The 23,477-nt window shown below is 59.9% G+C and carries 21 protein-coding genes and 1 pseudogene; 9 read left to right on the top strand and 13 right to left on the bottom strand.

Annotation, left to right across the window (positions count from 1 at the left end; all coding sequences use genetic code 11):
- Nucleotides 1-2 precede the first annotated feature (2 nt).
- The 9 genes from ACVOLL_RS01690 to ACVOLL_RS01650 all read right to left on the bottom strand — a co-directional run bounded on the left by ACVOLL_RS01690 (nt 3) and on the right by ACVOLL_RS01650 (nt 9,985).
- Nucleotides 3-353, bottom strand: coding sequence for a hypothetical protein (locus ACVOLL_RS01690; RefSeq protein ID WP_481511285.1), 351 nt, complete (start codon nt 351-353; stop codon nt 3-5).
- Between the two features lie 21 nt (nt 354-374).
- On the bottom strand, nt 375-3,125 hold the full coding sequence (gene tssH, locus ACVOLL_RS01685) for a type VI secretion system ATPase TssH (protein WP_481511284.1): 2,751 nt from the start codon (nt 3,123-3,125) through the stop codon (nt 375-377).
- A 66-nt stretch (nt 3,126-3,191) separates the two neighbouring features.
- Nucleotides 3,192-4,277: a type VI secretion system baseplate subunit TssG gene (gene tssG / locus ACVOLL_RS01680; RefSeq protein ID WP_481511283.1), complete on the bottom strand. Its 1,086-nt coding sequence runs from the start codon at nt 4,275-4,277 to the stop codon at nt 3,192-3,194.
- Nucleotides 4,241-6,076: a type VI secretion system baseplate subunit TssF gene (gene tssF / locus ACVOLL_RS01675; protein WP_481511282.1), complete on the bottom strand. Its 1,836-nt coding sequence runs from the start codon at nt 6,074-6,076 to the stop codon at nt 4,241-4,243. Before tssF ends, tssG begins: the two co-directional genes overlap by 37 nt.
- Nucleotides 6,076-6,567 carry a type VI secretion system baseplate subunit TssE gene (gene tssE / locus ACVOLL_RS01670; protein ID WP_481511281.1) on the bottom strand — a complete coding sequence of 164 codons (492 nt, stop codon included), beginning with the start codon at nt 6,565-6,567 and terminating at the stop codon, nt 6,076-6,078. Before tssE ends, tssF begins: the two co-directional genes overlap by 1 nt.
- Nucleotides 6,568-6,687: 120 nt before the next feature.
- The gene (locus tag ACVOLL_RS01665) at nt 6,688-7,185 is read right to left on the bottom strand and encodes an Hcp family type VI secretion system effector (protein WP_057628616.1); all 498 of its coding nucleotides are present in this window, start codon (nt 7,183-7,185) and stop codon (nt 6,688-6,690) included.
- A 146-nt stretch (nt 7,186-7,331) separates the two neighbouring features.
- A complete protein-coding gene (gene tssC / locus ACVOLL_RS01660) occupies nt 7,332-8,822 on the bottom strand; it encodes a type VI secretion system contractile sheath large subunit (protein ID WP_481511280.1) in 1,491 nt (496 codons plus the stop codon).
- Between the two features lie 3 nt (nt 8,823-8,825).
- Complete coding sequence (gene tssB, locus ACVOLL_RS01655; RefSeq protein ID WP_481511279.1) at nt 8,826-9,326, bottom strand: type VI secretion system contractile sheath small subunit; 501 nt, start codon at nt 9,324-9,326, stop codon at nt 8,826-8,828.
- A 32-nt stretch (nt 9,327-9,358) separates the two neighbouring features.
- Nucleotides 9,359-9,985, bottom strand: a complete 627-nt coding sequence (locus ACVOLL_RS01650; RefSeq protein ID WP_481511278.1) for a tetratricopeptide repeat protein — start codon at nt 9,983-9,985, stop codon at nt 9,359-9,361.
- Nucleotides 9,986-10,223: 238 nt separating this feature from the next.
- Here ACVOLL_RS01650 and tssJ point away from each other — a divergent pair, with 238 nt between their 5' ends.
- The 8 genes from tssJ to ACVOLL_RS01610 all read left to right on the top strand — a co-directional run bounded on the left by tssJ (nt 10,224) and on the right by ACVOLL_RS01610 (nt 20,419).
- Entirely contained in the window at nt 10,224-10,835 is a 612-nt protein-coding gene (gene tssJ / locus ACVOLL_RS01645; protein ID WP_481511277.1) for a type VI secretion system lipoprotein TssJ, read from the top strand.
- 221 nt (nt 10,836-11,056) lie between these two features.
- On the top strand, nt 11,057-12,391 hold the full coding sequence (tssK, locus tag ACVOLL_RS01640) for a type VI secretion system baseplate subunit TssK (protein ID WP_481511276.1): 1,335 nt from the start codon (nt 11,057-11,059) through the stop codon (nt 12,389-12,391).
- Nucleotides 12,391-13,182, top strand: a complete 792-nt coding sequence (icmH, locus tag ACVOLL_RS01635; protein ID WP_481511275.1) for a type IVB secretion system protein IcmH/DotU — start codon at nt 12,391-12,393, stop codon at nt 13,180-13,182. Before tssK ends, icmH begins: the two co-directional genes overlap by 1 nt.
- Nucleotides 13,183-13,192: 10 nt before the next feature.
- Nucleotides 13,193-16,108, top strand: a complete 2,916-nt coding sequence (gene tssI / locus ACVOLL_RS01630) for a type VI secretion system tip protein TssI/VgrG (protein WP_481511274.1) — start codon at nt 13,193-13,195, stop codon at nt 16,106-16,108.
- A gap of 12 nt (nt 16,109-16,120) precedes the next feature.
- The gene (locus tag ACVOLL_RS01625) at nt 16,121-17,938 is read left to right on the top strand and encodes a peptidoglycan-binding domain-containing protein (protein ID WP_481511273.1); all 1,818 of its coding nucleotides are present in this window, start codon (nt 16,121-16,123) and stop codon (nt 17,936-17,938) included.
- Between the two features lie 3 nt (nt 17,939-17,941).
- On the top strand, nt 17,942-18,499 hold the full coding sequence (locus ACVOLL_RS01620) for a hypothetical protein (protein WP_481511272.1): 558 nt from the start codon (nt 17,942-17,944) through the stop codon (nt 18,497-18,499).
- Between the two features lie 540 nt (nt 18,500-19,039).
- Nucleotides 19,040-19,621: a M949_RS01915 family surface polysaccharide biosynthesis protein gene (locus ACVOLL_RS01615; protein ID WP_481511271.1), complete on the top strand. Its 582-nt coding sequence runs from the start codon at nt 19,040-19,042 to the stop codon at nt 19,619-19,621.
- Nucleotides 19,622-19,900: 279 nt separating this feature from the next.
- Entirely contained in the window at nt 19,901-20,419 is a 519-nt protein-coding gene (locus ACVOLL_RS01610; RefSeq protein WP_481511270.1) for a DUF7738 domain-containing protein, read from the top strand.
- A gap of 187 nt (nt 20,420-20,606) precedes the next feature.
- Here ACVOLL_RS01610 and ACVOLL_RS01605 read toward each other — a convergent pair whose 3' ends face one another.
- From ACVOLL_RS01605 to ACVOLL_RS01590, 4 genes and pseudogenes are all read right to left on the bottom strand, one after another.
- Complete coding sequence (locus tag ACVOLL_RS01605; protein ID WP_481511269.1) at nt 20,607-21,269, bottom strand: imm11 family protein; 663 nt, start codon at nt 21,267-21,269, stop codon at nt 20,607-20,609.
- A 3-nt stretch (nt 21,270-21,272) separates the two neighbouring features.
- Nucleotides 21,273-22,088 (bottom strand): annotated as a pseudogene (locus ACVOLL_RS01600) (RHS repeat domain-containing protein); the annotation flags it as partial.
- 40 nt (nt 22,089-22,128) lie between these two features.
- Entirely contained in the window at nt 22,129-22,533 is a 405-nt protein-coding gene (locus ACVOLL_RS01595; RefSeq protein WP_481511268.1) for an Imm12 family immunity protein, read from the bottom strand.
- 83 nt (nt 22,534-22,616) lie between these two features.
- The gene (locus ACVOLL_RS01590) at nt 22,617-23,087 is read right to left on the bottom strand and encodes a transposase (protein WP_481511267.1); all 471 of its coding nucleotides are present in this window, start codon (nt 23,085-23,087) and stop codon (nt 22,617-22,619) included.
- 110 nt (nt 23,088-23,197) lie between these two features.
- Between ACVOLL_RS01590 and ACVOLL_RS01585 the strand changes: the two genes are divergently transcribed.
- Entirely contained in the window at nt 23,198-23,380 is a 183-nt protein-coding gene (locus ACVOLL_RS01585) for an integrase core domain-containing protein (RefSeq protein WP_481511266.1), read from the top strand.
- Nucleotides 23,381-23,477 lie beyond the last annotated feature (97 nt).

Raw genomic sequence — 23,477 nt, 5'->3', positions numbered from 1 at the left:
CATCAAGCGACCTGCGTGATTTCCTCAAGACGCAGACGCACGCCTTCGCTGACCTGCAGGCGATAGTCACGCCCACCTGCGGAAATCAGCACCTCACGCATATTGCTCACCAGCTGCGGCTTGCCGACCGGCGCGCTATCCATCTGGATGCGCCAGGAGCCACGGCTGATCTGGCCAGCCACGTTGCGTGCGCCCTGGCGTGCGGCCGGCACTGCAGTATCGAGCAGTTCGACAATGTGCTCCGGGCGCAGACGGTTCCATGCACGCACGCGGTCAAGGTCGCGCCCCAGGCCCAGTTCGAGGCTGTCGCAATGATTCAGTGCTGCCTGGCGGTCAAATCCGAAAAATTCCATGTTGTTCTCCTTCGTCCGTAATCAAGAAACTTTGTATTTGAAGTCGCCCTTCTTGCCGGCGCTGACTTTGATGCTGTTGATACGCGTGCCTTCGGCCATGGCCGTCAGCACGTTCTCGGCAATTTCCGGCAACAAGGTGCCGTTGAGAATGTGGTCGACATTGCGTGCGCCCGAGTCCACCTCGGTGCAGCGCGCCAGTACGGCTTCAACCAGCCCCTCGTCCCAGCTGAAGCTGGCTTTGTGGTTGGCGCTGACTCGGTCGCGGATGCGGCCCAATTTGAGAGTGATGATGCGCACCAGTACATCGTCGCTGATCGGGTAGTACGGCACCACCTTCAAGCGGCCGAGGAAGGCTGGCTTGAAGGTGCGCATCAGGATCGGTCGCAATGCTTCAGCCAGCGCTTCGGCACCGGGGATTTCCTCAGCCGGCTTGTTCAGGCAGGACTGCATGATCTGCGAGGAACCGATGTTGGAGGTGAGAATGATCAGGGTATTGCGGAAGTCGATCTCGCGACCTTCGGCGTCGTCCATCATGCCCTTGTCGAACACCTGGAAGAACATTTCCAGTACGTCCGGATGCGCCTTCTCCACTTCATCGAGCAACACCACGCTGTACGGGTTGCGGCGTACGGCTTCGGTCAGCACGCCGCCTTCGCCGTAGCCAACATAGCCGGGCGGCGAACCCTTCAGGCCGGACACGCTGTGCGCTTCCTGATACTCGCTCATGTTGATGGTGATCAGCTTTCGTTCGCCGCCGTACAGGATGTCGGCCAAGGCCAGTGCGGTCTCGGTCTTGCCCACGCCCGAAGGCCCGACAAACATGAACACGCCGCGCGGCTTGTTGGGGTCTTCCAACTTGGCGGTAGCGGTGCGCACGCGCTGGGCGATGGCGTCGAGCGCATGGTCCTGCCCGATGACCCGCTCTTCCAGCAGGCTGCCAAGCGAGCGGATGGTGCGGATTTCGTCCTTGACCATGCGTCCCAGCGGCACACCGGTCCATGCAGAAACGATCTCGGCAACCACGGTGCCATCCACCTGCAGCGGCACCATCGGGGTCTCGCCTTGTAGCTCGCGAAGCTCGGCCTGCAGCTTGGCCAGCTCTGCGTGCTGCGGCGAAAGCTCGCGTGTTGCCTTGTTGCGCTTGCCAGTAGCTTTGGCGACGGCAACGTCGGACTGAGCTTCCGTGGAAGCTTCAGCCTCACCCTCGCCGGCCAGGCCTTGCTCAAGCTGCTGGCGTAGCGCCGCAACGCGCCCCGCCAGCTCGCGCTCGACACTCAAGCGCTGTTCGTTGCTGGCCAGCACCGCCTGCGCTTCAATCTGCTGCGCCTTCAACTCGGCAAGGCGCTCATCGTGCTGGGTACTGCCGCCGGCAGTTTCGCGCTGCAGTGCGGCCAGCTCGGCTTCAAGCCGGTCCAGGTGCTTGCGGGTGTCTTCAATGATCGCCGGGGTGGCGCTCTGGCCAAGGGCGACTTTCGCGCATGCGGTATCGAGCACGCTGACTGCCTTGTCCGGCAGCTGGCGGCCGCTGATATAACGGTGCGACAGGCGCACGGCCTCGGTCACCGCTTCATCCAGCACACGGATGCCAAAGTGCGCCTCCATCAGGCTGACCATGCCGCGCAGCATGGCTGCGGCCAGCACTTCGCTGGGCTCTTCCACCTTCACTACCTGGAAGCGACGCGCCAGCGCGGCGTCTTTTTCGAAGTACTTCTTGTACTCGCTCCAAGTGGTGGCGGCGATGGTGCGCAGCTCGCCACGCGCCAAGGCCGGCTTGAGCAGGTTGGCGGCGTCGTTCTGGCCGGCGGAGCCGCCAGCGCCAATCATGGTGTGGGCTTCGTCAATGAACAGGATGATCGGGTGCGGGCTCTTCTTGACCTCGTCGATCACGTTCTTCAGGCGGTTCTCGAACTCGCCCTTGACGCTGGCACCGGCCTGCAGCAGACCCATGTCCAAGGTGTGCAGCTCCACGCCTTGCAGCACGTCGGGCACATCCCTCTCGGCGATGCGCCGTGCCAGCCCCTCAACCACGGCGGTCTTACCGACGCCGGCCTCACCGGTGAGGATGGGGTTGTTCTGGCGGCGACGCATCAGGATGTCGATCACCTGACGGATCTCGCCATCGCGGCCGATCACCGGGTCGATCTTGCCATCGCGTGCGCGCTGGGTGAGGTTGGTGGTGAACTGGTCCAGCGCCGGGGTCTTGGACAGACCGCCCTTGGCCTCTCCCGGTACTGCATCTGCGTCTTCGCCAGCAGTTTCGCCCGTTGCCGACGCATCGGCGAAACGCACGGTCTGCGCTTCCTGCGAGCCCTCGGTCAGCTTGGCAAAGTCGTGCTTGAGCTCCTCGCGCTTGAAGCGCACGAACAGCTTGGAGCCGCGGTAGGCCAACTGCGCAAGATCCGGCTCAGTCAGCAGCGCCAGCAACAGGTGGCCGCTGCGGATACGGGTGGTTTCCGAATCCAGCGAGGCAATCAACCAGGCATGCTCGAACAAGGCAGGCAGATGCTGGGAGAACACAGGGGTGCGAGTGTTGCCGGTCTTGAACTGGCTGATTTCGTCGCTGAGATCACGCTCAAGCGATTCGGGCGAAATGCCGCTGCGCTGGGCAATCAGCACGAAGTCGCTCTTGGGCTGCTCCAGCAGGGCCAGGAACAGATGCTCCAGATCCACCTCGTAGTTGCCACGCGCCATGCACAGATTGGCTGCGCGCTGGGTCGCCTGACGGCAGGTGTCGTCCAACTTGCTGATAAGTGTTTTGAGGTTGATGCTCATGCGGAACCACGCACTCCCTGCTGAAACCGTTCAATTACCGGCAGCGTTACCGCCACCGGCGCGTTGTCATTGCAATGTATGGATGCCATAGGTGGTGTCATCGCGCGCGCCGGATTGCCCGCGTGTGCACATATAGCTGTCCCAGCCCAAGCGCGCCCCATTTCCCAGGGCACTGCCTTGGACGTCCTCGGCACGCAGCACCAGCCGCACCTCGTATTCCAGTGTTCCGCCGGTAAGCAGCGACAACCACTTGGCCAGGGCCAAGGCCGCAGTGCCACCGGGCAGGAAATCATCAAACGCCTGCTTTGAAAGCGGGCCGATACGCAGGCGCAGGCGCAGATCGCGCTGCCAGACGCGGTCACCCGCCAAAGCGCTGGCACCCAGCACGGCGTTCGCCTGCCCCAGACGCGTCGCCTGCCCTGCCGGCACCCGGTACCAGGCGCCGACAAACTGCTCCACCTCGAGCGGTACCTGGAAGTAGTCGGAAAGAACGCGTTGCATCAGCGCAGCCGACACCGGCCGCTGCCGGATGGCACCGGCGTAGTACGCCACGGCCTGGTCGAAGATGTCGCCTTCGCCGTCATGCAGCCGGTCGCGCAGCTCATGCATGCCCATGCCAAGCAGTGACAGCACCAATGGCAGGAAGCGTTCGCGTCTGTCCAGCTCGTACTGAAGTGCCAGCCGGTGCTTCTTCCACGCAGCGTAGTGCAACGCTACGGCGCGGGTCGAAAAGATGTCGAGGAATGCGCGCGCAGTGCGATCACGCTCGTACAACTCGCGGATCTGCAGGGTTTCGGTGTAGTGCAGCGGCAACGCGCCGGCCGTACCCAGCAAGCCCATGAACTGCGGGGTCAGGTGTACTTCACCCAGGGTTTCGGCAGCCAGCGCCTGCTCGATGGTATCGGGCTCGTGCAGGCGATCGCCAGCCAGCGAGTACACCTCGCCGTCAGCCGACAACTCGGTTGCCGGGAAGCCCAACGACAGGTTGTTGCGGAAGCGCACCCGCATCGGAATGGCCTGCCCCGACTTCACCCCTTGCCGCTCAAACACCTGCTCCAGCACGCGTACCGCCTGGAAGAACTCGAAGCGGTGCGGCTCGGCCAGCAGCTGCTGGGCTACGCCAGGATCGATTCGCCGCTGCGCGCTTGGCATCGGACGATCTCCTCCCCGCTGTCGCCGGAAATCAGCACCAGTCGGGTAAAGCTGTTGGCGTGCACATACAGTGCGAAGAAGTGATCCATCACCTGCGCGAATGCAGCCACGCCGGTGCCTACAAAATGGGCCTCGTTGATGGTGAGACGGATTTCCAGGCCGCGCACCACGGATGCAAACTGCCGACCAGACATCCAGGTGGTTGCCGGCACCTGCTCCAGCGCGAGGATGCCATCCACCTGGCGTGCGGACACATTGCTGCCGGACAGGTCATACAGGCGCAGCATTTCCTTCAACGCCGCCAGCCCACTGCCGCTCAAGGACAGCTGGTTCAACGACAGATGCGAGATCAAGCGCCATTGCGCGCTGCGCCCATGACGGAAGCGCAGCGGGCGCGTGGGCTTGCGCAGCAGGCTGATACCCTTGGCCGGACTGCCACCTTCGATGCTCAGATCACCACCAGCCACGCCATGGGCAAGCTGATGCGGAAGGTCGCGGTTGCTGCAGGTTAGCTCCAGGCTGACCGTATCGGTCTGCGGCAGCACCGGATTGAATGAGAGATCAACGAAGCTGATCTCCATCTCGAAGCCTGGGCTCTCGCGGGCGATGTTTTCATCATGGCGCGCAACCCAGTATTGCCCGGTGCGGTCCGGGTCCTCACCGTGATGCAGTGAGTAGAACGGCCGGAACTCGTGGATCGCCTCCCCTTGCGGGGTCTGACGGATGCGATGCACCGAATCAATGGAGTGGACTTCGAAGGCATAGGCACGGCGGGCATCGGCGAGAACCGCGTAGTTCACCGTGCGATGGGTCACCCGAATCGGCTCGCCGTTGATCTTGAACAAGTTGACGATGGGCGTGCAGCCGAGCCGCACGTTATGCAGGCCGATATCTTCCAGCACCATTGTATTGGTGCGTTCCTGCTGCCCGGCCTGCAGGATCAGGTGCAGGGTGAAGCGGCGGCTGGCGGCTGCGCTGCTGGCCGCCAGGTCCAAGTCAACGAAGCCGAACTTTTCCGGGTAACCGAACAGCTCGGTCAACAAGCGATAGGCCGGGTGCGAGCGTGCCGGAAAATCAATCAGCGCCTCGTTGTCGGCGAAGCCAACCGGGCTGATCGGGGAAGCATCCAGCCGACGCCAACGACCGTCACCATCAGATTCAACATAAGCCGCCTTCACTCCAAGCAGCAGGGCATCCCGCAAGGCAGCACGCACCGACGGTTCACCATCTATGAACAAGCGTAGCTTGTCGGTGCCGAGCTGACCGAAGCCAAGCTGATCGGACAGCAACTGGAACCCCAACGAAATCTGCGCGCCGCTACCGGCCGGCAGCGCCGTCGCCATCGGCGCATCAGCCACTGCGCGATATGCGACTGATGCCACGCTGATTGGCGCCAGCACCACGTCATAGCTGGTGCGGAAGTCGCAGGGAACACCGCGCACTGCCCGGCTCTGCAGCGAGGTTCCGCGCGGAATCCGCACCGGCGCACTCAGCTTGGAGGCCACGCCATCCATATCGAAGTAAGCAATTGAGCACGCGGGGAACGGCCGCAGGTAGTGCGGGTAGAGCACATCCAGCAGCGCGTCGGTGAACTCGGGATAATCATCATCGATGCGCTTGGATACACGCGCGGTCAACAGCGCGAAGGCCTCGATCAGGCGTTCAACGTGGGGGTCCTGGCTACCGTCGGCAGACAGCTGCAGACGGCCAGCAATTTTGGGATATCGCTCTGCAAACTCGCGCCCGTAGCGGCGCAGATAAGCAAGTTCACGCTCATAGAAGGGCAGCAGATCCTGCATCAGAGCGCCTGTTGCGTGCGCCGCGCGCGGCTGACCTGGTACTGCAGGGTCGAGGGCTGCAGCATGGCGTCGAAGCTGACCGGCTCACGCGCAGGCTCAAGATCCAGCAGCGCATGAATGGTGAAATGCAAGCCACCAGCGAACTGGTTGCCCGCGTCAAGCTGCACACTGACATTCTTCAAGCGACGCTCATGACGGCCAACGGCCTCCTCCAATGAGCGGCAGATGGCGGCGCGGTCGTAGGCATTGGCCAGGCTCATCGCCGAGAAATCGCCAAGCCCGTAGGTCAGCACGGATTGGCGGCAATTCGGGAACTCCGCCATATCGCTTTCCTGGAAAGCGGCGCGCGAGTTCAGCAGCCCCTCCAGGTCACGTGCGATGGAATCTTTGTACTGCTCCAGCGAAATCGACTTGAACATCGACCCGGCGCCTGCACTGCGCGGGTTATCGTCAAACAGTTTTTCCAACAGGCTGGGTTCGAGTCCCTTCATCGTTGTTTCCGGTAGCTAGGCATCCGTGCGTCAAGGCAGCGATGCAACTGCAGGGCCTGTCCTGGCCTTGCCGGGATTGAGACTGCGATGGCGCTTGACGCGCCATCGCAGAACACATCATCAAACGGTGTAGTTCGGGATGTTCTTTGTTGCGCTCCACTGTGCCACGGTCTTGCCACCAACTCCGCCTTCCGGCTTCTGCTGCTGGTAAGTCCACTTGATCGCACCAAAGCTCAACTGAACCACTTCCTGCGGCATACCTTCCTTGTCAACCGTGGTGGTGACGCGGTGTACCAGCACGTTCAGCAGCTCGACCAGGTAGTAATTGATCGCGTTGCCGTCCTTGTCAGCACGCATGAACTCAACGCGTGCCTTCGGGAAGGTGGTGCCGTTTGCGGCGGCCTGGTTAAGGGCCGTGGAAGCGAGGTCGATCGACTTGATGATTTCGATCGGCGACAGATTCACGCGGGCTGCCGTGGTACCACCGGAGGTGGAGGCAGTGGCCGAGCGAGGCTGCAGCAGATCCTGCGAGAAGGACTGGATTTCAATCCAATCCTTGTGCTTGTCGTCGTGCGACTCACCCTTGATGGTGTCAATAGAAAGAAAAGCATGTTGCATATCTGGTCTCCTAAATTCCGTTCTTCCGTGAGATTGTTTGCCGGGCGGGGGCCCGGCGGTTGAGGGGGGCTTCGCCCTCTAGAAATGTGCGCCACCGCGAGGCAGGGACCGAGGTCCCCACCTGACGCTACAGCAACAGCCAAACGTTACGATTTCTTTGCTGACGCCGGCAGTTCAGCAACAAGTCGCAACGAAACAGACAGCTCGTCGAGCTGGAAATGCGGCCTGATAAAGGCCACCGCGCGGTAGACACCGGGTTTCCCCGGCACTTCCGAAACCTGCACAGATGCTTCACGCAACGGGAACTGCGCCTTGGCTTCCTGGCTGGCGTTGTCGTCCAACAATACGTACTGGGCGATCCACCGGTTCAGGAATTCCTCGACGTTGCCCGCTGATGCAAAGCTGCCGATCTTCTCGCGCATCATCGCCTTCAAGTAGTGAGCGATACGCGAAACCGCAAAAATGTACTGCAACTGCGCAGACAGAATCGCGTTGGCATTGGCCGAATCCGTGTTGTACTTCTTCGGCTTCTGTGCCGACTGCGCACCAAAAAAGGCGGCGTAGTCGGTGTTCTTGCAGTGCACCAGCGGCATGAAGCCGAGGTCACTAAGCTCTTTCTCACGACGGTCAGTGATGGCAACCTCGGTCGGGCATTTCAATGCCACTTCACCGTCGTCGGTGCGGAAAGTATGTGTCGGCAGGTCTTCAACCAGGCCTCCGCCTTCTACACCGCGGATCGCCGCGCACCAACCATAGCTCTCAAATGCCTGGGTCAGGCGCGCACCAGCCGCATAGGCGGTGTTGCACCACAGGAACTTGCTGTGATCGGCGGCTTCGATTTCTTCAACAAAGTTGAAGCCTTCAACCGTGGTTCCGTCTTTGGGGTTGTAGGGCAGACGCCCAAGGAAGCGCGGCAGCGTGAGACCAACGTAGCGGCTGTCCTCGCTTTCGCGGAACGACTTCCATTTGGCGTACTCCACCGTGTCGAACACCTTGGCCAAGTCACGCGGCTTGCCCATGTCCGTGAACGTTTCCAGACCGAACATGCCTTCACTGGCGGCCGACAGGAATGGCGCATGCGCAGCAGCAGCCACGTGCGACATCTGCTCGATGAAGTACATGTCTTCCGGCTGCCGGCCCAGATAGTAGTCACCGATGAGGGCGCCGAACGGCGCACCACCGAAGGTACCGAACTCTTCTTCGTAGACCTTCTTGAATAGTGCACTCTGGTCGAAATCGATGGCCGACTTGAAGTCCTTGACCAGATCCTTCTTCGGCGAATTGAAGACCTTGATCTTCATGTTCGGGCCGGTGGAGGTCTGCGAGCACAGGTAGTGCAAGCCGCGCCAGCTACCTTCCAACGCCTGGAATTCCTGAGCGTGCATCACCGCGCTGAGCTGCTCGGAAATGATCCGGTCAATCTCGGCGATGCGCGCATCCAAGGTCAGGTTGAGGTTGTCAGACACCACCACCGTGCCATCCATCACCTCCTGCGCAAGCGCAGAGATGATGTCCTTGGCACGCTCATGCTCGGTGCGCGACTTGGCGACCTTGCTCTTCTCGACAATCTGATCGAGCAGATCGATTTCCTCAGTGACCGCGTCCTGCGCGGCCAGTTGTGTGGCTTCAGATGCCATCGCTTACTCCTCCTTCGCCGCGCCGAGCTTCCTGAGCTGCTCGGTGTTGTTGAGCACATCCGTCAACAGGTCCTCGAGCTTTTCATTGCCCGCCAACTTGTTGCGCAGATCGGCCAGCTTGGTGCGCGACTCAAGCAGACGACGCAACGGGTCAATCTGCTGGACGACAGATTCCGGGCGGAAATCATCAATCGAGTTGAACTTCAACTCGACGCCGAACTCGCCACCGCTATCACTGATCTTGTTGGGCACGCGATAGACGGCACGCGGGCCAGCCGCTTCCATCACCTCGTCGAAGTTATCCAGATCGACGTTGACGAACTTGCGGTCCTTGACCTTGGGCAGCGCAGTTTCAGGCGTACCGCTGAAGTCACCCATCACACCAACTACGAAAGGCAGCTCTTTCTGCTCGATCGCGTCGCCCTTTTCCACGTCATACGTAAGCTGCACGCGCGGCGGCCGGATCTTTTGTAGCCGCTTTTGAACGCTGTCCTTCTTGGCCATGAGTGTCTCCTGACTGGTCCTGTAGATCCGGCTTAGTTGCCAATGTTCTGGAAGGGGTCGGCGCCGGTTGGGCGGGCCGGACGCGGCGCGGGCGGCGTAGCAGGCGGTGTTGGGCCAGTACGACGACCAGCCCCTGCTTGACGCGCAGGCGGACGCGCCGGCGGGCGCACCTTCGGCTTACCCGATTCAAGAATCGCTTCACCCATGGTGGTACGCAGCGTGGCGACCAGTGCCTGCGCCTCGCGCTGTGCCGTATCCGATGCCAGCGCGCCACGCCCGTCCAGGCGCTGCAGTGATTCATTGGCGATACGGAAGCCAGCGACGGTCAGTACACCATCGGCAACCAGGTCATCGGGATCGCGCTGCAGCACTTCTTCAGCCGCGACAATGGCACGTGCGTAGCGATTCTGGTCAAACTGCAACTGGGCGATACGAACCCACGGCTCTTTGCGCGTAGGGTCAGCCTTTGCTGCAACTTCAAATGCGTTGATTGCCGCATCAGCGCCAGCCGTGGAGACCTGCGCCTCGGCATTGGCCATGCTTACATCGAAAGGAATTGCTGTTTTCTTCGGCGTGCTTTCGCAAGCAGCCAACCCCGACAACAGTGCCAACGCCAACACCGAACGACATGCTGCCGCCCCAAACACCTTCACATCCATAGTGATTCCTTCGTCGAAATAAGTTCCTAAAGGGAGCCGCATTTCCGCCGATACAACTCGCGGGAATCCAGTCCCAGCGGCGGCAGTGTACATTCGGGAATGCGCGCCGGTATAGTCATTTTCGAAATCGCGATTTGTTTGCTCCAAACATTTCCTTCACATCGGCGTGCTGCACTTGCACCGGATGTAGTCATTCACCCGCTGTTTTATAGGCGCCCATCACTAAATGAATGCGTACATGAGCAAACTTTTGCGTGTGGTTTCCGTCACAACTTTCCTCCTCGCTAATACCATTGGATTAGCCGGCTGCGCCTCCGGCGGCAAGCTGAGCAAGGCGATGGACAGTACACTGCAAGCCGTTGGTCTGCGTGAAGCAAAACCTGAGAAACCTCCGGTAATTCCGCTGCAAATCTATGCTGGGACAAATCTCAATGCCGGCAATGACAAGCGTGCAAGCGCTGCCGTGTTGAAGATCTATCACCTACGTAGCGCACAGCGCTTTGAACAGGCCCCGTTCAATTCATTCCTCGACCAAGCCGGCGAGCAAGCCGCACTCGGGGCCGACCTGCTTTCGGTCAACGAAGTAGTACTGACACCGGGTGTACGACAGGAATTGTCCGAACAACTTAGCGATGGCACCGCTGTCATTGGCGTGATTGCCCTGTTCCGTTCGCCAGCGGAAGGACGCTGGCGTATGGCCTTTGATGCGCGCACCAAGAATCTTCCCAACGACGGTATAACCATTGGCGTACATGCTTGTGCGCTCACTACTGATAGCAAAGCACTAAGCTCACGCAGCTCAGGCGACCCAAGCAGCTTGGCCTCCGTTCGCTGCGCCGGTGCCCGCTGAACCAGCACGCCTTTTTGCTGCTACCCCAACATTGCGCCGCATGCATGCGTTAGTATCTTTCGTATTCGAACCACAAGACGTGATGAGAATCAGGGTGTGAATGGAGTTTTCACATCAAGCTGCGAAGCTGCTACTGCAGTAGTTATGCGCCATGGCGCAGTACGCTCAGGCGACGCGCCAACAGAATTTCCAAGGACTGAAATGTGGCTTACGTAAGCAGGATGTCGAAGGTCTTATGGGGTGAAGGTTTGTTCCTGCGCCCGCAGCACTTCCAGCGCCAAGACGCCTATCACGAGGCACGCCTGCAGGATCTATCGCAGACGTTGCACCCATATGCCTGGGGCGCGCGCCGCGTGCGCTTTGATCCGCATGCGTTGACCGGCGGCACCTTGCGTCCACTGGACCTGTCTGCGGTGTTCCCTGATGGTGAAAGCTACGATGCACCGGTGCACGACAGTCTGCCCGATGCCGTATCCCTTCAGGATCTTCCGCCTGGGGTACAGGCAACCGTTGTGTATCTCGCATTACCGCTATTGCGTGATGACGGTCGCAATTGCGCTGATGCCGAAGGCAGCGTGCTTGCGCGCTACCGGCAGGCCAATCGTGTTTCGGATGACTTGTTCACCGATGCCGCGGAAGCTGAGTTGGCCTATCTCAGCAAAGCAGTGAAGCTGCTTACCGACGACCAACCCAAAGATGCCTACTCCACCGTACCGGTTGCGCGCGTGCGCAGAACCTCCAGTGGCGGCTTCGAACTGGACGATGAATTCATCCCGCCTTGCGCGCAGTTGCAGGCCTCGCCCTTCCTGCATCGCGAGCTACGCTCCGTGCTGGATGCCCTGCAAGCCAAAGTAGATGCGCTGTATGGCCTGCATCGGCAGACCTCGCAGAACATCATCGAATTCCGCTCGGGCGATATTGCATCGTTCTGGCTGCTGCACACCATCAACTCCTCGTTCAGTGCGCTGGCGCATCTGCTGCATCATCCGCAGCTGCACCCCGAGCGCCTGCATCAGGAGTTGCTGCGCATGGCGGGCGCCCTGCTCACCTTCTCCAACACCTATCAGCTCAACGACCTTCCGGTGTATCGCCACGATCAACCGGAGGCCTCGTTCCGTAAGTTGCTGGAAATCGTGCGTGCCCTACTGGAAACCGTGATCTCCACACGCTACTTCAAGATCGCCCTGAGCGAGATCAAGCCCTCCTACCACCTCGGCCGACTCGACTCTCAGCGCATAGACGGCGAGGCCTCGTTCTATCTTTCCGTGTCGGCTTCCATGCCCGCGCAGGACCTTATCCAGACCGTACCGATCCGCTTCAAGATCGGCGCGCCGGATGATGTCGAGAAGTGCGTCCTTTCAGCACTGCCTGGCGTGAAGCTCACGCATGCAGCGCAGGTTCCTGCCGCCATCCCGGTACGACCAGGAAGTCACTATTTCGAGATTGACCCACGCGGCGCACTGTATGAGCGCATGCTCAAATCACAGTCGCTGATGATCTACGTCCCGGCCGGCATCGCCGACCTGAAGTTGGAACTTGTTGCGGTGACCACCTGATGAATTCACACCTGCCTCCAACCCCCGGCCCCATGCCGTCGCTGACTGGCAATGCGGCAATGGCCAGCAGCACACCGATATCAGCAACGCCACAAAGCCTGCAGGATCTGATGTCCGATGGCTTCTATCTGTTGCTGCTGTTGAAGCGCGGCCAGCTGCCAAACGATGCCGAAGGCTTCGTGCAGACCGTGCAGAAGTTCCTCGACAGCGTTGAGCGCAACGCGATGCGCCTTGGCATTGCTGCCGAAGACGTCTACGCATCCAAGTACGCATTCTGCGCGGCGGTGGACGAAGCCATTCTTTCTCAGCCTTCTGCCCTGCATGAAGTGTGGGAACGCAGCCCGCTACAGCTGCGCATGTTCGGCGAGCATCTGGCCGGCGAGCACTTCTTCGACAAACTCGAAGAGCTGCGCCGCCAGGGCGGCGCACGCCTGCCGTCACTGGAGGTTTACCACTATTGCCTGCTGATGGGCTTCGAAGGCAAGTACCGCCTGGAAGGCACCGAAAAACTTGGCTACCTCACCGCACGGCTGGGTGACGAAATTGTCTATTTGAAAGGCAAGCGTCACGGCTTCGCCCCACATGCGCTGCCGCCGGACAATATCCGCAACCAGCTGCGCCGGGTAATTCCGCTGTGGCTGCCCGCCGCCGTTGTCGGCTGCTTTGGTGTGCTGGCCTTCATCGGCCTGCGCACCTACATGGGACACGATACCCGTCAGCAGTTGGCTGCCTACAACAACGTCGTGCAGATGCCTGAACGCACTGCGCACATCACGATCACCTTGCCATGAGCCTGTCGATATGGACGTCCCGAGCTCCTCGTTGTCTACCGCGCTCGCTGCGCTTTCCCATCACAACCGGCTGATCAAACTGCAGGCCCCACATGAGGGCCTGGTAGTTGAACGCTTCGAGGGCCAGGAAGCGCTGTGCGGCGATATGCGGCTGCAGATCGACTGCCTGAGCACCGATGCACATCTGGAGACAGATGGCTGGCTGGAGCAACCACTGACCCTGCAACTGCTGTTGCCGGACGGCTCGAAGCGGCAATGGCATGGCCTGTGCACTGATGTCGCCCAACTTGGCAGCGATGGTGGGCTGGCCCGTTACCAGCTTGCTCTGGAACCGTGGACCGCGCTGCTACGCCTGCGCCGCAATGCGGTGATCTTCCAGGATCTGGATGTGCGCGCCATTTGCACGCAGATCTTCGACGACTACCCTCAGGCCAACTATCGCTTCGACGTAGAAGCAGCTCTGCCGCAACGCGCAATCACCACGCAGTATCGAGAGACCGACTGCGAGTTCGTCAGTCGCCTGCTGGCGGAGAGCGGCTTGGCCTGGCGCATCGAGCAGAATCAGGAAGGCGATGGCGCGCACACCTTTGTGGTGTTTGAGCCGCAGGCCGAATTGCCCGATCTGGGCAGTGTCCGCTTCCATCGCGTTGCCGCCAGCGAGTCCAGTGACGGGATAACCCGCTTCAGCGAACAGCAGCAGCTCGTTCCCAACAGCAGCACCGTCGCCAGTTGGCATGCCGACAAACTCAATGCCATCGCTGCACAAGCCGACGCCGAAGCCGGTGACGTTCCAGCGTTGGAAGTGTACGTGCAGCCGCGTGCCGGCCGCTTCAACGAATCCAGCTGGGCGCAGAACGAAGCACAAGCGCGGCTGGATGCGCTGCAGGTAGCCCAGCTGTTGCACAACGGCTGCAGCAGCGAACGCCGCATGGCTGCAGGTGCGCGCTTTACCCTGAGCCAACACCCACAGCATGAAGGCCGCCAATTCCAGGTACTGGTCGTCGCCCACGCCGCCGTGAACAATCTGGAAAGTGGCATAGCTGAATTGCTTGGCAATACTTCGTTGGAGCGCGGTAGCTACCGCAACAGCTTCATCGCGACGGCGGCCAAGGTACCGGTGCGCGCGCTACCGCATGACCGCCCTACCCTGCACGGCCCGCAGACCGCTCGCGTTGTCGGCATCGCCGATGCTGCGATCAGCCCCAACCGCGAACACCAGGTGCGCGTTCAGTTCGGTTGGCAGCGCGGCAGCACCCCGAACGCCGGCGGCTTGAGCGAAACCGGCAGTGCCCAAGGCGGGCACGCTCCGGGTGACCACACCAGCGGCAGCTGGGTCTCCGTCGCCGAGTGGGTTGCCGGCCCCAACTGGGGCACCGCTTTCCTGCCACGTATTGGCAGCGAAGTGCTGGTGGAATTCCTGCATGGCGACATCGACCAACCACGTATCACCGGCCAGCTGTACAACGGCAACGTTGCCCCGCCCTTTGGCGGCGGCATTGACGACAGCGCCAAACACCCCGGCGTGCTCAGCGGCCTGCACACCCAAGCCCACGACGGCAGCGGCAGTCAGCAATGGGTGATCGACGACACCCCCGGCCAGCTGCGCACGCGCCTGCACAGTTCGCTGGCCGACAGCCGGCTTGAGCTGGGCTATCTGATCCAACATCAAAACACCGAGCGCGGCACATTGCGTGGCGAAGGTTTTGAACTGGCAACGCAGGGCTGGGGCAATGTGCACGCAGCCGAAGGCTTGCTGTTGTCCGCCAGCACCCAGGAGCGCGCGGCTTCAACGGTGATGAACAACGCCGAAGTCGTTGCCCAGCTCAAGGGTGCCGAACGCAGCCTGGAGCAGATGCAGCAGACACTGCAGCAACAGCAGGTCCCGGGCCTCAGCGCATGGCAGCACACTGGTCAGTTGCGCGAGCAGATCGATCCCAGCGTAGACGGCCGTTTCCAAGGCGTAGTGAACGGCCAGTCCCAGTTCAAGCCCAGCGATGGCCGTACACCCGGTGAGCAAGCGGTTGAGCGCTTTGCCAAGCCGCTATTGCTGGCTGAAGCACCAAACCACATTGCCTGGACCACACCCGCAAGCGCGATTGCGTTCGCCGGACAGAACCTGCAATTGACCGTACAACAAGACCTGCATGCCAGCAGCGGGGAAACCATCGCGGCAGTCTCCGGCGGCCAGGTTTCGCTGTTCGCGCAAGCCGGCCCGGTGCGGTTGATTGCTGCCAACGGCCCGGTCAGCCTGCAGGCCAACGACGGCGAACTGGAACTGCTGGCCGACCAAGCCATCACCGTTACCGCCACCGAGCAGCGCATTGATGTGCTGGCGAAGGGCAAGGTCGTGCTGCAGGCAGGCAGTAGCGCAATCACTCTGGAAGGCGGCGATATCACCTTCAGCTGCCCGGGCGAGTTCAAGGTCAAGGCGGGCGAGCATCCGTTCCTTGGCCCCCAGACCAATCCCAGCATCCCCGAGCATCTACCCAAGGGCACCGCGTTGCCATTGCAGCAGTTCGGGATCCGGGTAGCGCAACAATTCGAACCTGGCGCGCTTGCAGGAAAGCCCTACCGTCTCGACTTGGGCGGAAAGATCTACGAGGGCGAACTCAGCTCGGATGGGACCATCGATCAGCCCATGCCCGATGGCGTCAAGAAAGGTCTTCTGAAGGTGTATCCCTTCGGCCTTGAGAATCACCCATGGGAATGGGAACTCGACCTGGCAGCGCAAAAACAAACCACCGAGCACATCGGGCTACAGTCGAAACTCAAGAATCTTGGCTTCTACGACGGCGCGCTTGATGGCGATTTCGGGCCAAAGAGCCGGATGGCACTGCAACGTTTCCATCGTTCGGTTGACGTTCCCGGTCTCAACACACCAAGCCTCGACGGCGTGGTTGCGCTGGGCAGTAAACACGACATCTAGGACGGATGCAGCATGCTATATGCCAACCACAACCTCCAACGTAGCGACAACGACGGCAATCCTGGCGCCAATCGTGCCCCGCGTTGGGGCGGAGTCAACAATCCGCCACCGCCTACACCTGCAGCTGCGCAGACACCCCAGAACCGCGGCGGCGGCACCGTAGCGGTACCTCAGCACGTCCGTCAGCTGCAGAATGATCTGCGGACACTCGGCTTCCTCTTCATTGCCAACGCGGATGGCGACTTCGGGCGCACTACGGAATGGGCGGTACGCGAGTTCCAGATATACGCAGCCATGGCCAACGTCGCCCAGGTCAACATCGGACGCCTTCAGGGATGGCGCCCACAAGCGGGCACAACCGCCCCGGAAGTGGCCGCTCTGGGACTTCGTCCAAATTCCAACCCGCCAGAGAGCTTCCATGTCGGCTCGCTTGACCGAGTGGCCAATGGAGCCAGGTATACGGGTCCGGTCAGCGGTGTCGTCAACCAGCGCACGCGTGCTGCCATCGAACATTGGCTTCAGAACAACTATCGATGCCCGGTGGTAATCGAAGCTTGGCAGGTCGCGCCAACTACCGGTCAACGCACCACGCCTGCCGCCAACGGCGTCAACATCTGGAACTACAACCAGATCACACAAGGTGTGGTGCGCGACGCCAACCGACGCGTGACCGCATATGTCCGCATGTTCTCACGCGACTTCAGTCGCTATTACACCTACCCTGCCGGGCGCAGCCAAGACGAATATCAGATCCTCGGTGGCTATGCCAGTTATATGACCTACGGTGGTGCTCGAAGCGAAGTCCCTACACACACGTGGACCGAAGCGGAGATGACTCCGGAACGTTTGATCGGCCCTCCCAACACCCTTGCGACGTTGGCGGCCAACACAAACGGGGCAACTGCATCCACCTACCGTGTGGCCCGGGCTACCGCCGAGATGGAATGCATGGGGATGTTCGACGGTATCAATGCATACGACGATGCGCTGATCTCGTTAGGCCCATGCCACTGGACCATGGGCCTCATGCCGCAGAACGGCTACGACAATGGCGAACTTCCAGGATTTCTGGCCTATGTTCTACACAGCAACCAAGCGCACTACCTCACCGCGTTCGGAAGCTTCGGCCTCTTCCCATCCAGCACTTGGGTATCAGCAAACACCGGAACGCTATGGAACCGCACCGCCCGCAAGTACGAAGGGTGGATACGCCAGCACAATGAGCAGACGCAGCCAGCCCAGGCCGTGACCGCCCTGGCCCAGACAGCCACGGCGAATCAACAATTGCCGATGGTGAATCGAGCTACCGCTGAGGCGGATTACTTCAAGACCTGGCACTGGTTCCACCGTTTTGCCATGGCCGGCAGAACCATAACCGGCGTACAGCGGGCGATGTGGGGCATGGTACGTCTACGGTTGCGCGATGTGCGCGCCATCAATGTAAACATCACCTCGGGGCGAACCGTCATAAATGCCGCGCTGGGAGATATCTGCACGTCCGAGAAGGCAACCGCCATCCTGTTGCGCTGGCACATATTCCGCCCGGCCCACGTGACTGGCCAAAGCGTTCCCAACTCGATACGCGCCGCCATTGCCAACAACACCAGATTGAACTGGTCATTGCCACTTGGGCAATGGACCGATGCACACGAGCAGGCTGTGACTGACCAATTGCTCTCCGATGCAGCTGCCATCAATGCAACACAAAACCAACTTGCCGCGTGGCCGCAATACGCCGGTCGCGCAGGCCGCCGTTACACAGTCAACAATGAGCTCGGGTCACTGCGTGCTGGCCGCAACAGTTTCCAGCTCGATGCAACGGGAATCTGACGCATGAATCGCATCTGGCTCAAGTACGTCTCAGTTCTGTTCGTGTGCAGCGTCGCGAGTTGCACTACAAACGCCGCACCACCGACGCTTGCGCAGCGATGTGCAGCTACACCGATCGACGATCTTGTTGAGATCAAGACCTATGAACAGGGATTGATAAGTGCCTGCCCCCCGGATGCGGACGAGGGCTGCATCTACAATCTGACAACTGGCCAAACGTTCAGTGCTGGAGCTCCGGATCTGAACGCCGACGGTTTACCTGATCAGATCGCCAAGAACCTGGGAAGCAACTACGGCAGTGCCGACATCACTCACTACCTCGGTTTCGTGCAATGCGGTGACGGCACCTCGATAAAAGTACTGGAAGGCGACTTCAAAAGTTTGACTGTCCCTGAACCTGTCGCGGCTGCTTGGCCAGACTTGGCCGCAACGCGGGAATGTGCCACGCCCGGAAAAAACGATGCACCGCCCCAACATGTAAAGCTTGTCTTCAACAAAACGACTTTCTCGTATGAGGAAGTCCCAAAAGTTGACCCACAATCCGTGTGCTCGCGCGACTAGGTGGAGAGCATCGCGCGCCCCCTCCCGAGGAGCCACCCCGCCAGCGAAGATTGAAGTTGCCCTCGGTTTCTTTCTTTTCAGCATTCTTCCTGCGTCATGCACAACAACCGTAATGGCGTACGTTCAGAGCACACCAAGCAGTCCATCTACATTTCTGATTGGACAGGACAGCAGAATCGTCATCGGCAATTGACCAGACGGCCATCACACCTGTGCTATCGAGGCAACAGTCAACAAGGCAACGCTCCGTAGATCCGCGCCACACGTACTCACGTTTGCGCTTCGTACTGAAAAGCTCACTCATTGGTTCATAAAAGTTATCGGAGCCAAAGCCCGGTGAATTGGCAGATTCCGACCTCAATGCAGCGCTCGGCTTTCTTTCCACAGGGGTCGGGAGCGAAGAGCACTTTTGCAACTCTACGAACGTTGGCTGCAGCACTTATATCGGTGCTCGGCTCGGCCGGCTGCAGTCCGCCCACGCCATCCGACATGCACGAAGTATCGCAAGTATATGAAACAGCTGCAGCGGAACCGGAGCGTATGACCACCCTACAGGCACGCCCCGATCTTCCTTCTGACCAGTTGAAAGGCATGTTCAAAGGCACGCTTGTAAAGCAGCTCGCATTCGAGGACAAAGATGGCGAGGGACTTCTGCTGCTTTCGCTCAGCGAGGAAACACTACAGGAAGACGCCACTGAAGACCTCGTCGACCGGGTTACCTTGCGAGCTGAGCAGTTCGTTCGCAGTTCCCCTGACGCGGCATGGACCTCGCGCTGGAGAGTCGAGCAGCCGACCTCATGCGAAGGCCTTGATCTGGAAGCCGGCTATTTCCCGGAGCAGACGCAGGCAACAGACCTGGATGCAGATGGCCGTGCAGAGCTGACGTTCGCCAGCCACAGTTTCTGCGGTGGAGGCATTGACCCTCAGCAACTGCGTATCGATGTACGCCAAGGTGATCAGCAACACTATGTGGTGAACGGCGACTCACTCGTGGAGATTGAAGGCGACCCACCATTCGGTGGCGAACGCCGTGATGATCCGAACGTAGCCAAAGCATCGATGCCACTTCGGGCACACCTGGACAACGTGTGGACGGCGATCAAACGCGGATCTACTCATTGAGCCAGGCTCCACCCACACCAGGCGGTCGTTCACCACAAAAGTCCTTGCCAAGCGCATGCGCATAGCTGCGTCAGCGACCGACAGCCGAGACAACATCACGCACGTCTACAAAGATATTCTCAACGAGAGGAACAAGGCCAAGTGGCGCGGAAAGAAGTCACCAGACGCTTACTCATAGCCGCCGCGCTCGGCTTGACACTCATCGGCTGCGATGCAAACCCTTCCCGGGCTCAGCCTTCGCCGGCAGCAACTACCGCCGCAGCTGCCAACGCAAAACCTATGATCGAAACCACGCCCACTGGTTTGATCTATCAAGGAAACGCACTGAATCTCGGCGCGCCCGTAAGCGAATGGATACAAGTGCTGGGCCAAGACTATCGAAGCACACAGCCAAGCCCCGGCCTTAACGTACTGGTTTGGGACAAGCTTGGCATCCACGTCTATCCCGACAACGGCAAAAGCCCAAGAGCAAGCATCGTCACCATTGTCCTGAACCATATAGACCGCGAAGCGGCTGGCTTTGAAGTCGCTGCGCCCGGCACCGAGCTGGAACCACTAAGCGTCTCCAGTCAGCCGCTGTCCTTGCAAGGACTGGTGATCACGAACCGAACGACGGTGCGCGATCTGCGAACTGCAGGTGGTCAAGCTTGGGATTTCAGTTGCACCAAAGGTGTAGCCACTTGCTTTACTCACCGCACCGATCTTGCGCCGGACCAGCTATCCATCGCCTTCACCGTCGATGGCCGCATCGAAGACAGCGTGATTTATGCGGTGGAGTTGCAGAGGGTTGCGGAGTAGTCCGGCCCATCAGCAGGAATCAAATGCCATTACCGGTGTTCTGGGCGGAAACAGCCTTGCTTGCCGCTGCGGCAAATCAGGATTGTCTTCGGCTCCAAAAATTCGGTCACGTAGAAGCCGGCAGCCCTGATCAACCAGCATCCAATTCATGACCTGACCAAACAGCGAACCTTGATTGGCAAAACGATCAATCCCAGAAGTCGCTCTTCTTATAGTTCGTGATGTCTTCAAACTGGATGCCCGCAAGCCCTGCCTGTTCGCAAGCGTCGCGGAACGCATCATTGCAGACCAGTACGTGACCAAGATCCAAACACTTGAACGCGGCGCCGTCAGGAATTCTGCCCTCATCTACAACGAAATTTTCAACGGTTTCGATTACGGGCACATCCGGAAAGTACTTGTAATGCACAACCTCTCCAGTCGCCAAGTCCTTCTCAAGTTCGTAGTCGGAGCGCTCCCAATCAATCACCGACGCCCACGCAGACCAACGCAGATAGAAGTATTTCTTCTTCGTTTTCTTCCGATCTGCCAGCAGCACATCCACCGCCACAAATTCAACGCCGACGCCAAAATCAAGACATATCCGCATGAAACGTTCGGACGCCATCCCGCACATACCCCAGCAATCGAAATCCAAGAAATCATGCTCGGCTTGGTAAACGTAGCCAGCTCCTGGATCAACCACGGAAGTATCCGGATTGAACGCATTCCATGACCAGCCCTTGTTCAACTTTCCCTTAAGAACAATGGGGCATCCCGGCGCACCAGATACATAATTCAAAATATATAGAGACATTTTTTCATCCCATCCAGAGAACCATGTTGTTTGCGCCACGCCGTGCTTGAACACTCATCGACCCAGCGAATGGTAGCCGTAATGCGTAACTTGTCCATTGCACCGGCTCTCGGCCAAGCGATGGTTGGCATCCCAGATCAAGGTCAGATCGTCGGGAGCATCGCCGGGCGGCACGCCTTTGCGTATCAGGTCGCCTGATCGGTCAAAGACGTAGTGCACGCCTTGATAGGTACCTTCGCGCGTCCAGGCGACCAACTCGTCGTTGTCACCCCCCACCACCTTGCGTGCCTGCACCTGCTTGATATCGGTGCGTAGGCGGTCGCCGGCGGGGTCATTGAAGAAACGCTCTATCTTGCCCTTCGGGTCGGTGTGCTGCAGCAGGCGACCAATGGCGTCGTAGCGGTATTCGTCCACGCCCTGGCCGCTGTCACTACGTCGGGTCAGGTTGCCGCTGCGGTCGTAGTCGTAGTTGGTTTCAAACAGCGGCGCCGCGTCCTTGGGGATGGACCGCGAGGTCAGCAGGTTGCGGCTGTCATAGCTGAAGTTCCGCTGCAGGTGCGGGCTCAAGGTTCCCTGCGTGGTCCGCCCCAACGCGTCGCGCTGCATCAGGATTGGCGACTCCTCATTGATCGCTATCGACACCGCCTGATCACGCAGGTCGTAACCAATACTCAGGTGATTGCCGGCAGAGGTCTCCCGTGACACCAGGTTGCCCACCTCGTCGTAGCCATAAACGACGCGGAAGCCATCCTGCAGCGCTTACAACAGCTGTCCAACCGGGTCGTAGCGGCGCTTGACCGTACGCGAGGGATTGCGCCGCTCGACCAGCTGACCGAGCTTGTCGTAAACAAAGTGCTCCTGCAACTGCTGGCCGTAAGCTTCATTCTTGCGCTCAGGAGCCAAAGACATTGGCCTATCGAGCCATATCCAAAGCAGTCTTGGCAGCGCCGGAAACAGAAGAGAACTCAAGAATCTGTGCGCTCTTTGGTAATGAGACGGAACTCAAGCCTTCGGCCAACCAGCTGCGAACTGCCAGATCAGGGCGTTCCTTCATACCCGCTGCGTCATCCTTTGGAACACAAATGGAAACAGTGATCTTCTGCTTCTTCGGGAAGTATGTTGCGTCAGAAGAAAAACCGGTCGAGCAGTAGTCAGTGATACTGCCACCAATCCAGAGCTCTATGTCGACGGCTTCCAGCCCTGGAACCAACACACCGGCCAGCGCAGCCTTCAACTTCGGCCGAACCCGTACAACCTCCGCAAGATAGGCAACCCCAACCTCAGGCCCTCCCATGCGTCCGCTCAATGCCACTTCCATCTGATCTCCCAATCACTAGCTTCTGCAAGCTGAAGCAGGGTTTCCTGCGTGGTCCTGCAATGACCCACCGATTCCCGCTCAGGTCATGCGGTTAATGTAGCGGCATAGGCCGCGTCTGGAGTCATCATCTTCAGCGCCTGATGTGGCCGCTGTTGGTTGCAGAAGGCGATCCAGTCAGCAATCACCCGCAATGCATGTGCTTGGCTCTCAAAGCGATGCCGATGCACGCATTGCTCTTTCAATGTCCGTACCACGCGTTCGACCATCCCGTTCTGCTGTGGGCAGTGCGGGGTGATGAACTCCTGCTTCAAGCCGTAGCTGCGCACCAATCGGGTGTAGTCGCGACTGGTGAAGACCAGACCATTGTCGGAGCCAAGCAGGAAGGGCTCCCGCACTCGCCCCAGTGTTCCGTAGCGCGTGATCAGCACCTGCTCCAGGGCAGCGGAGGCGGTGCCGGCCCGGCCGGTTCGCGACAGATGCCAGCCCAGCAGTTGCCGGGGGTGGCAATCGATCACCAGCGCCAGGCTGAGCCAACCGTCCTTGCCGCCCTGCACGCGGCACAGGTCCGTGGCCCAACGCTAATCTGGAAGCTCAGCGCGGAAACTTTCGCTTCGATGCGTGGGCGCTGTCCCAGTACCCGCTTGCGGACCTGCCAGCCTTTCATTTGGAAGATCCGCTGCACTGCCCACAGCAAAACGGGATGGTCGAACGCGTGATACGGACATTGAAAGAGCAATGCGTGCATCGGCATCGCGTCGAAAGCCAAACCCACGCCCTGCGGGTGATTGCTGACTGGATCGCCTTCTACAACCAACAGCGCCCACACCGGGCGCTAAGGAAGGTCTGAACAATCGACTCAGCCACGCTGATTTCCCTTGATCGAGTCGGCACCACGTACTACAAGTCGGGAACGCAGTAACTTTCCGGTCTATCCTTGCGCAGCA

Source organism: Stenotrophomonas sp. STEN035, from assembly GCF_056759935.1.
Note: the sequence above shows the minus strand (reverse complement) of the source record. Positions and strands in the feature narration are given on the sequence as shown.

Excerpts from the sequence above, each read along its gene's own strand:
- ACVOLL_RS01650 (WP_481511278.1), bottom strand. The coding sequence starts at position 9,985 with ATGGATGTGAAGGTGTTTGGGGCGGCAGCATGTCGTTCGGTGTTGGCG.
- tssI (WP_481511274.1), top strand. The coding sequence starts at position 13,193 with ATGGACGTCCCGAGCTCCTCGTTGTCTACCGCGCTCGCTGCGCTTTCC.
- tssK (WP_481511276.1), top strand. The coding sequence starts at position 11,057 with ATGTCGAAGGTCTTATGGGGTGAAGGTTTGTTCCTGCGCCCGCAGCAC.
- tssC (WP_481511280.1), bottom strand. The coding sequence starts at position 8,822 with ATGGCATCTGAAGCCACACAACTGGCCGCGCAGGACGCGGTCACTGAG.
- tssF (WP_481511282.1), bottom strand. The coding sequence starts at position 6,076 with ATGCAGGATCTGCTGCCCTTCTATGAGCGTGAACTTGCTTATCTGCGC.
- ACVOLL_RS01620 (WP_481511272.1), top strand. The coding sequence starts at position 17,942 with ATGAATCGCATCTGGCTCAAGTACGTCTCAGTTCTGTTCGTGTGCAGC.
- ACVOLL_RS01595 (WP_481511268.1), bottom strand. The coding sequence starts at position 22,533 with ATGGAAGTGGCATTGAGCGGACGCATGGGAGGGCCTGAGGTTGGGGTT.
- ACVOLL_RS01625 (WP_481511273.1), top strand. The coding sequence starts at position 16,121 with ATGCTATATGCCAACCACAACCTCCAACGTAGCGACAACGACGGCAAT.
- tssH (WP_481511284.1), bottom strand. The coding sequence starts at position 3,125 with ATGAGCATCAACCTCAAAACACTTATCAGCAAGTTGGACGACACCTGC.
- tssG (WP_481511283.1), bottom strand. The coding sequence starts at position 4,277 with ATGCCAAGCGCGCAGCGGCGAATCGATCCTGGCGTAGCCCAGCAGCTG.
- tssB (WP_481511279.1), bottom strand. The coding sequence starts at position 9,326 with ATGGCCAAGAAGGACAGCGTTCAAAAGCGGCTACAAAAGATCCGGCCG.
- ACVOLL_RS01610 (WP_481511270.1), top strand. The coding sequence starts at position 19,901 with ATGATCGAAACCACGCCCACTGGTTTGATCTATCAAGGAAACGCACTG.
- tssE (WP_481511281.1), bottom strand. The coding sequence starts at position 6,567 with ATGAAGGGACTCGAACCCAGCCTGTTGGAAAAACTGTTTGACGATAAC.
- icmH (WP_481511275.1), top strand. The coding sequence starts at position 12,391 with ATGAATTCACACCTGCCTCCAACCCCCGGCCCCATGCCGTCGCTGACT.
- ACVOLL_RS01665 (WP_057628616.1), bottom strand. The coding sequence starts at position 7,185 with ATGCAACATGCTTTTCTTTCTATTGACACCATCAAGGGTGAGTCGCAC.
- ACVOLL_RS01690 (WP_481511285.1), bottom strand. The coding sequence starts at position 353 with ATGGAATTTTTCGGATTTGACCGCCAGGCAGCACTGAATCATTGCGAC.
- ACVOLL_RS01615 (WP_481511271.1), top strand. The coding sequence starts at position 19,040 with ATGACCACCCTACAGGCACGCCCCGATCTTCCTTCTGACCAGTTGAAA.
- tssJ (WP_481511277.1), top strand. The coding sequence starts at position 10,224 with ATGAGCAAACTTTTGCGTGTGGTTTCCGTCACAACTTTCCTCCTCGCT.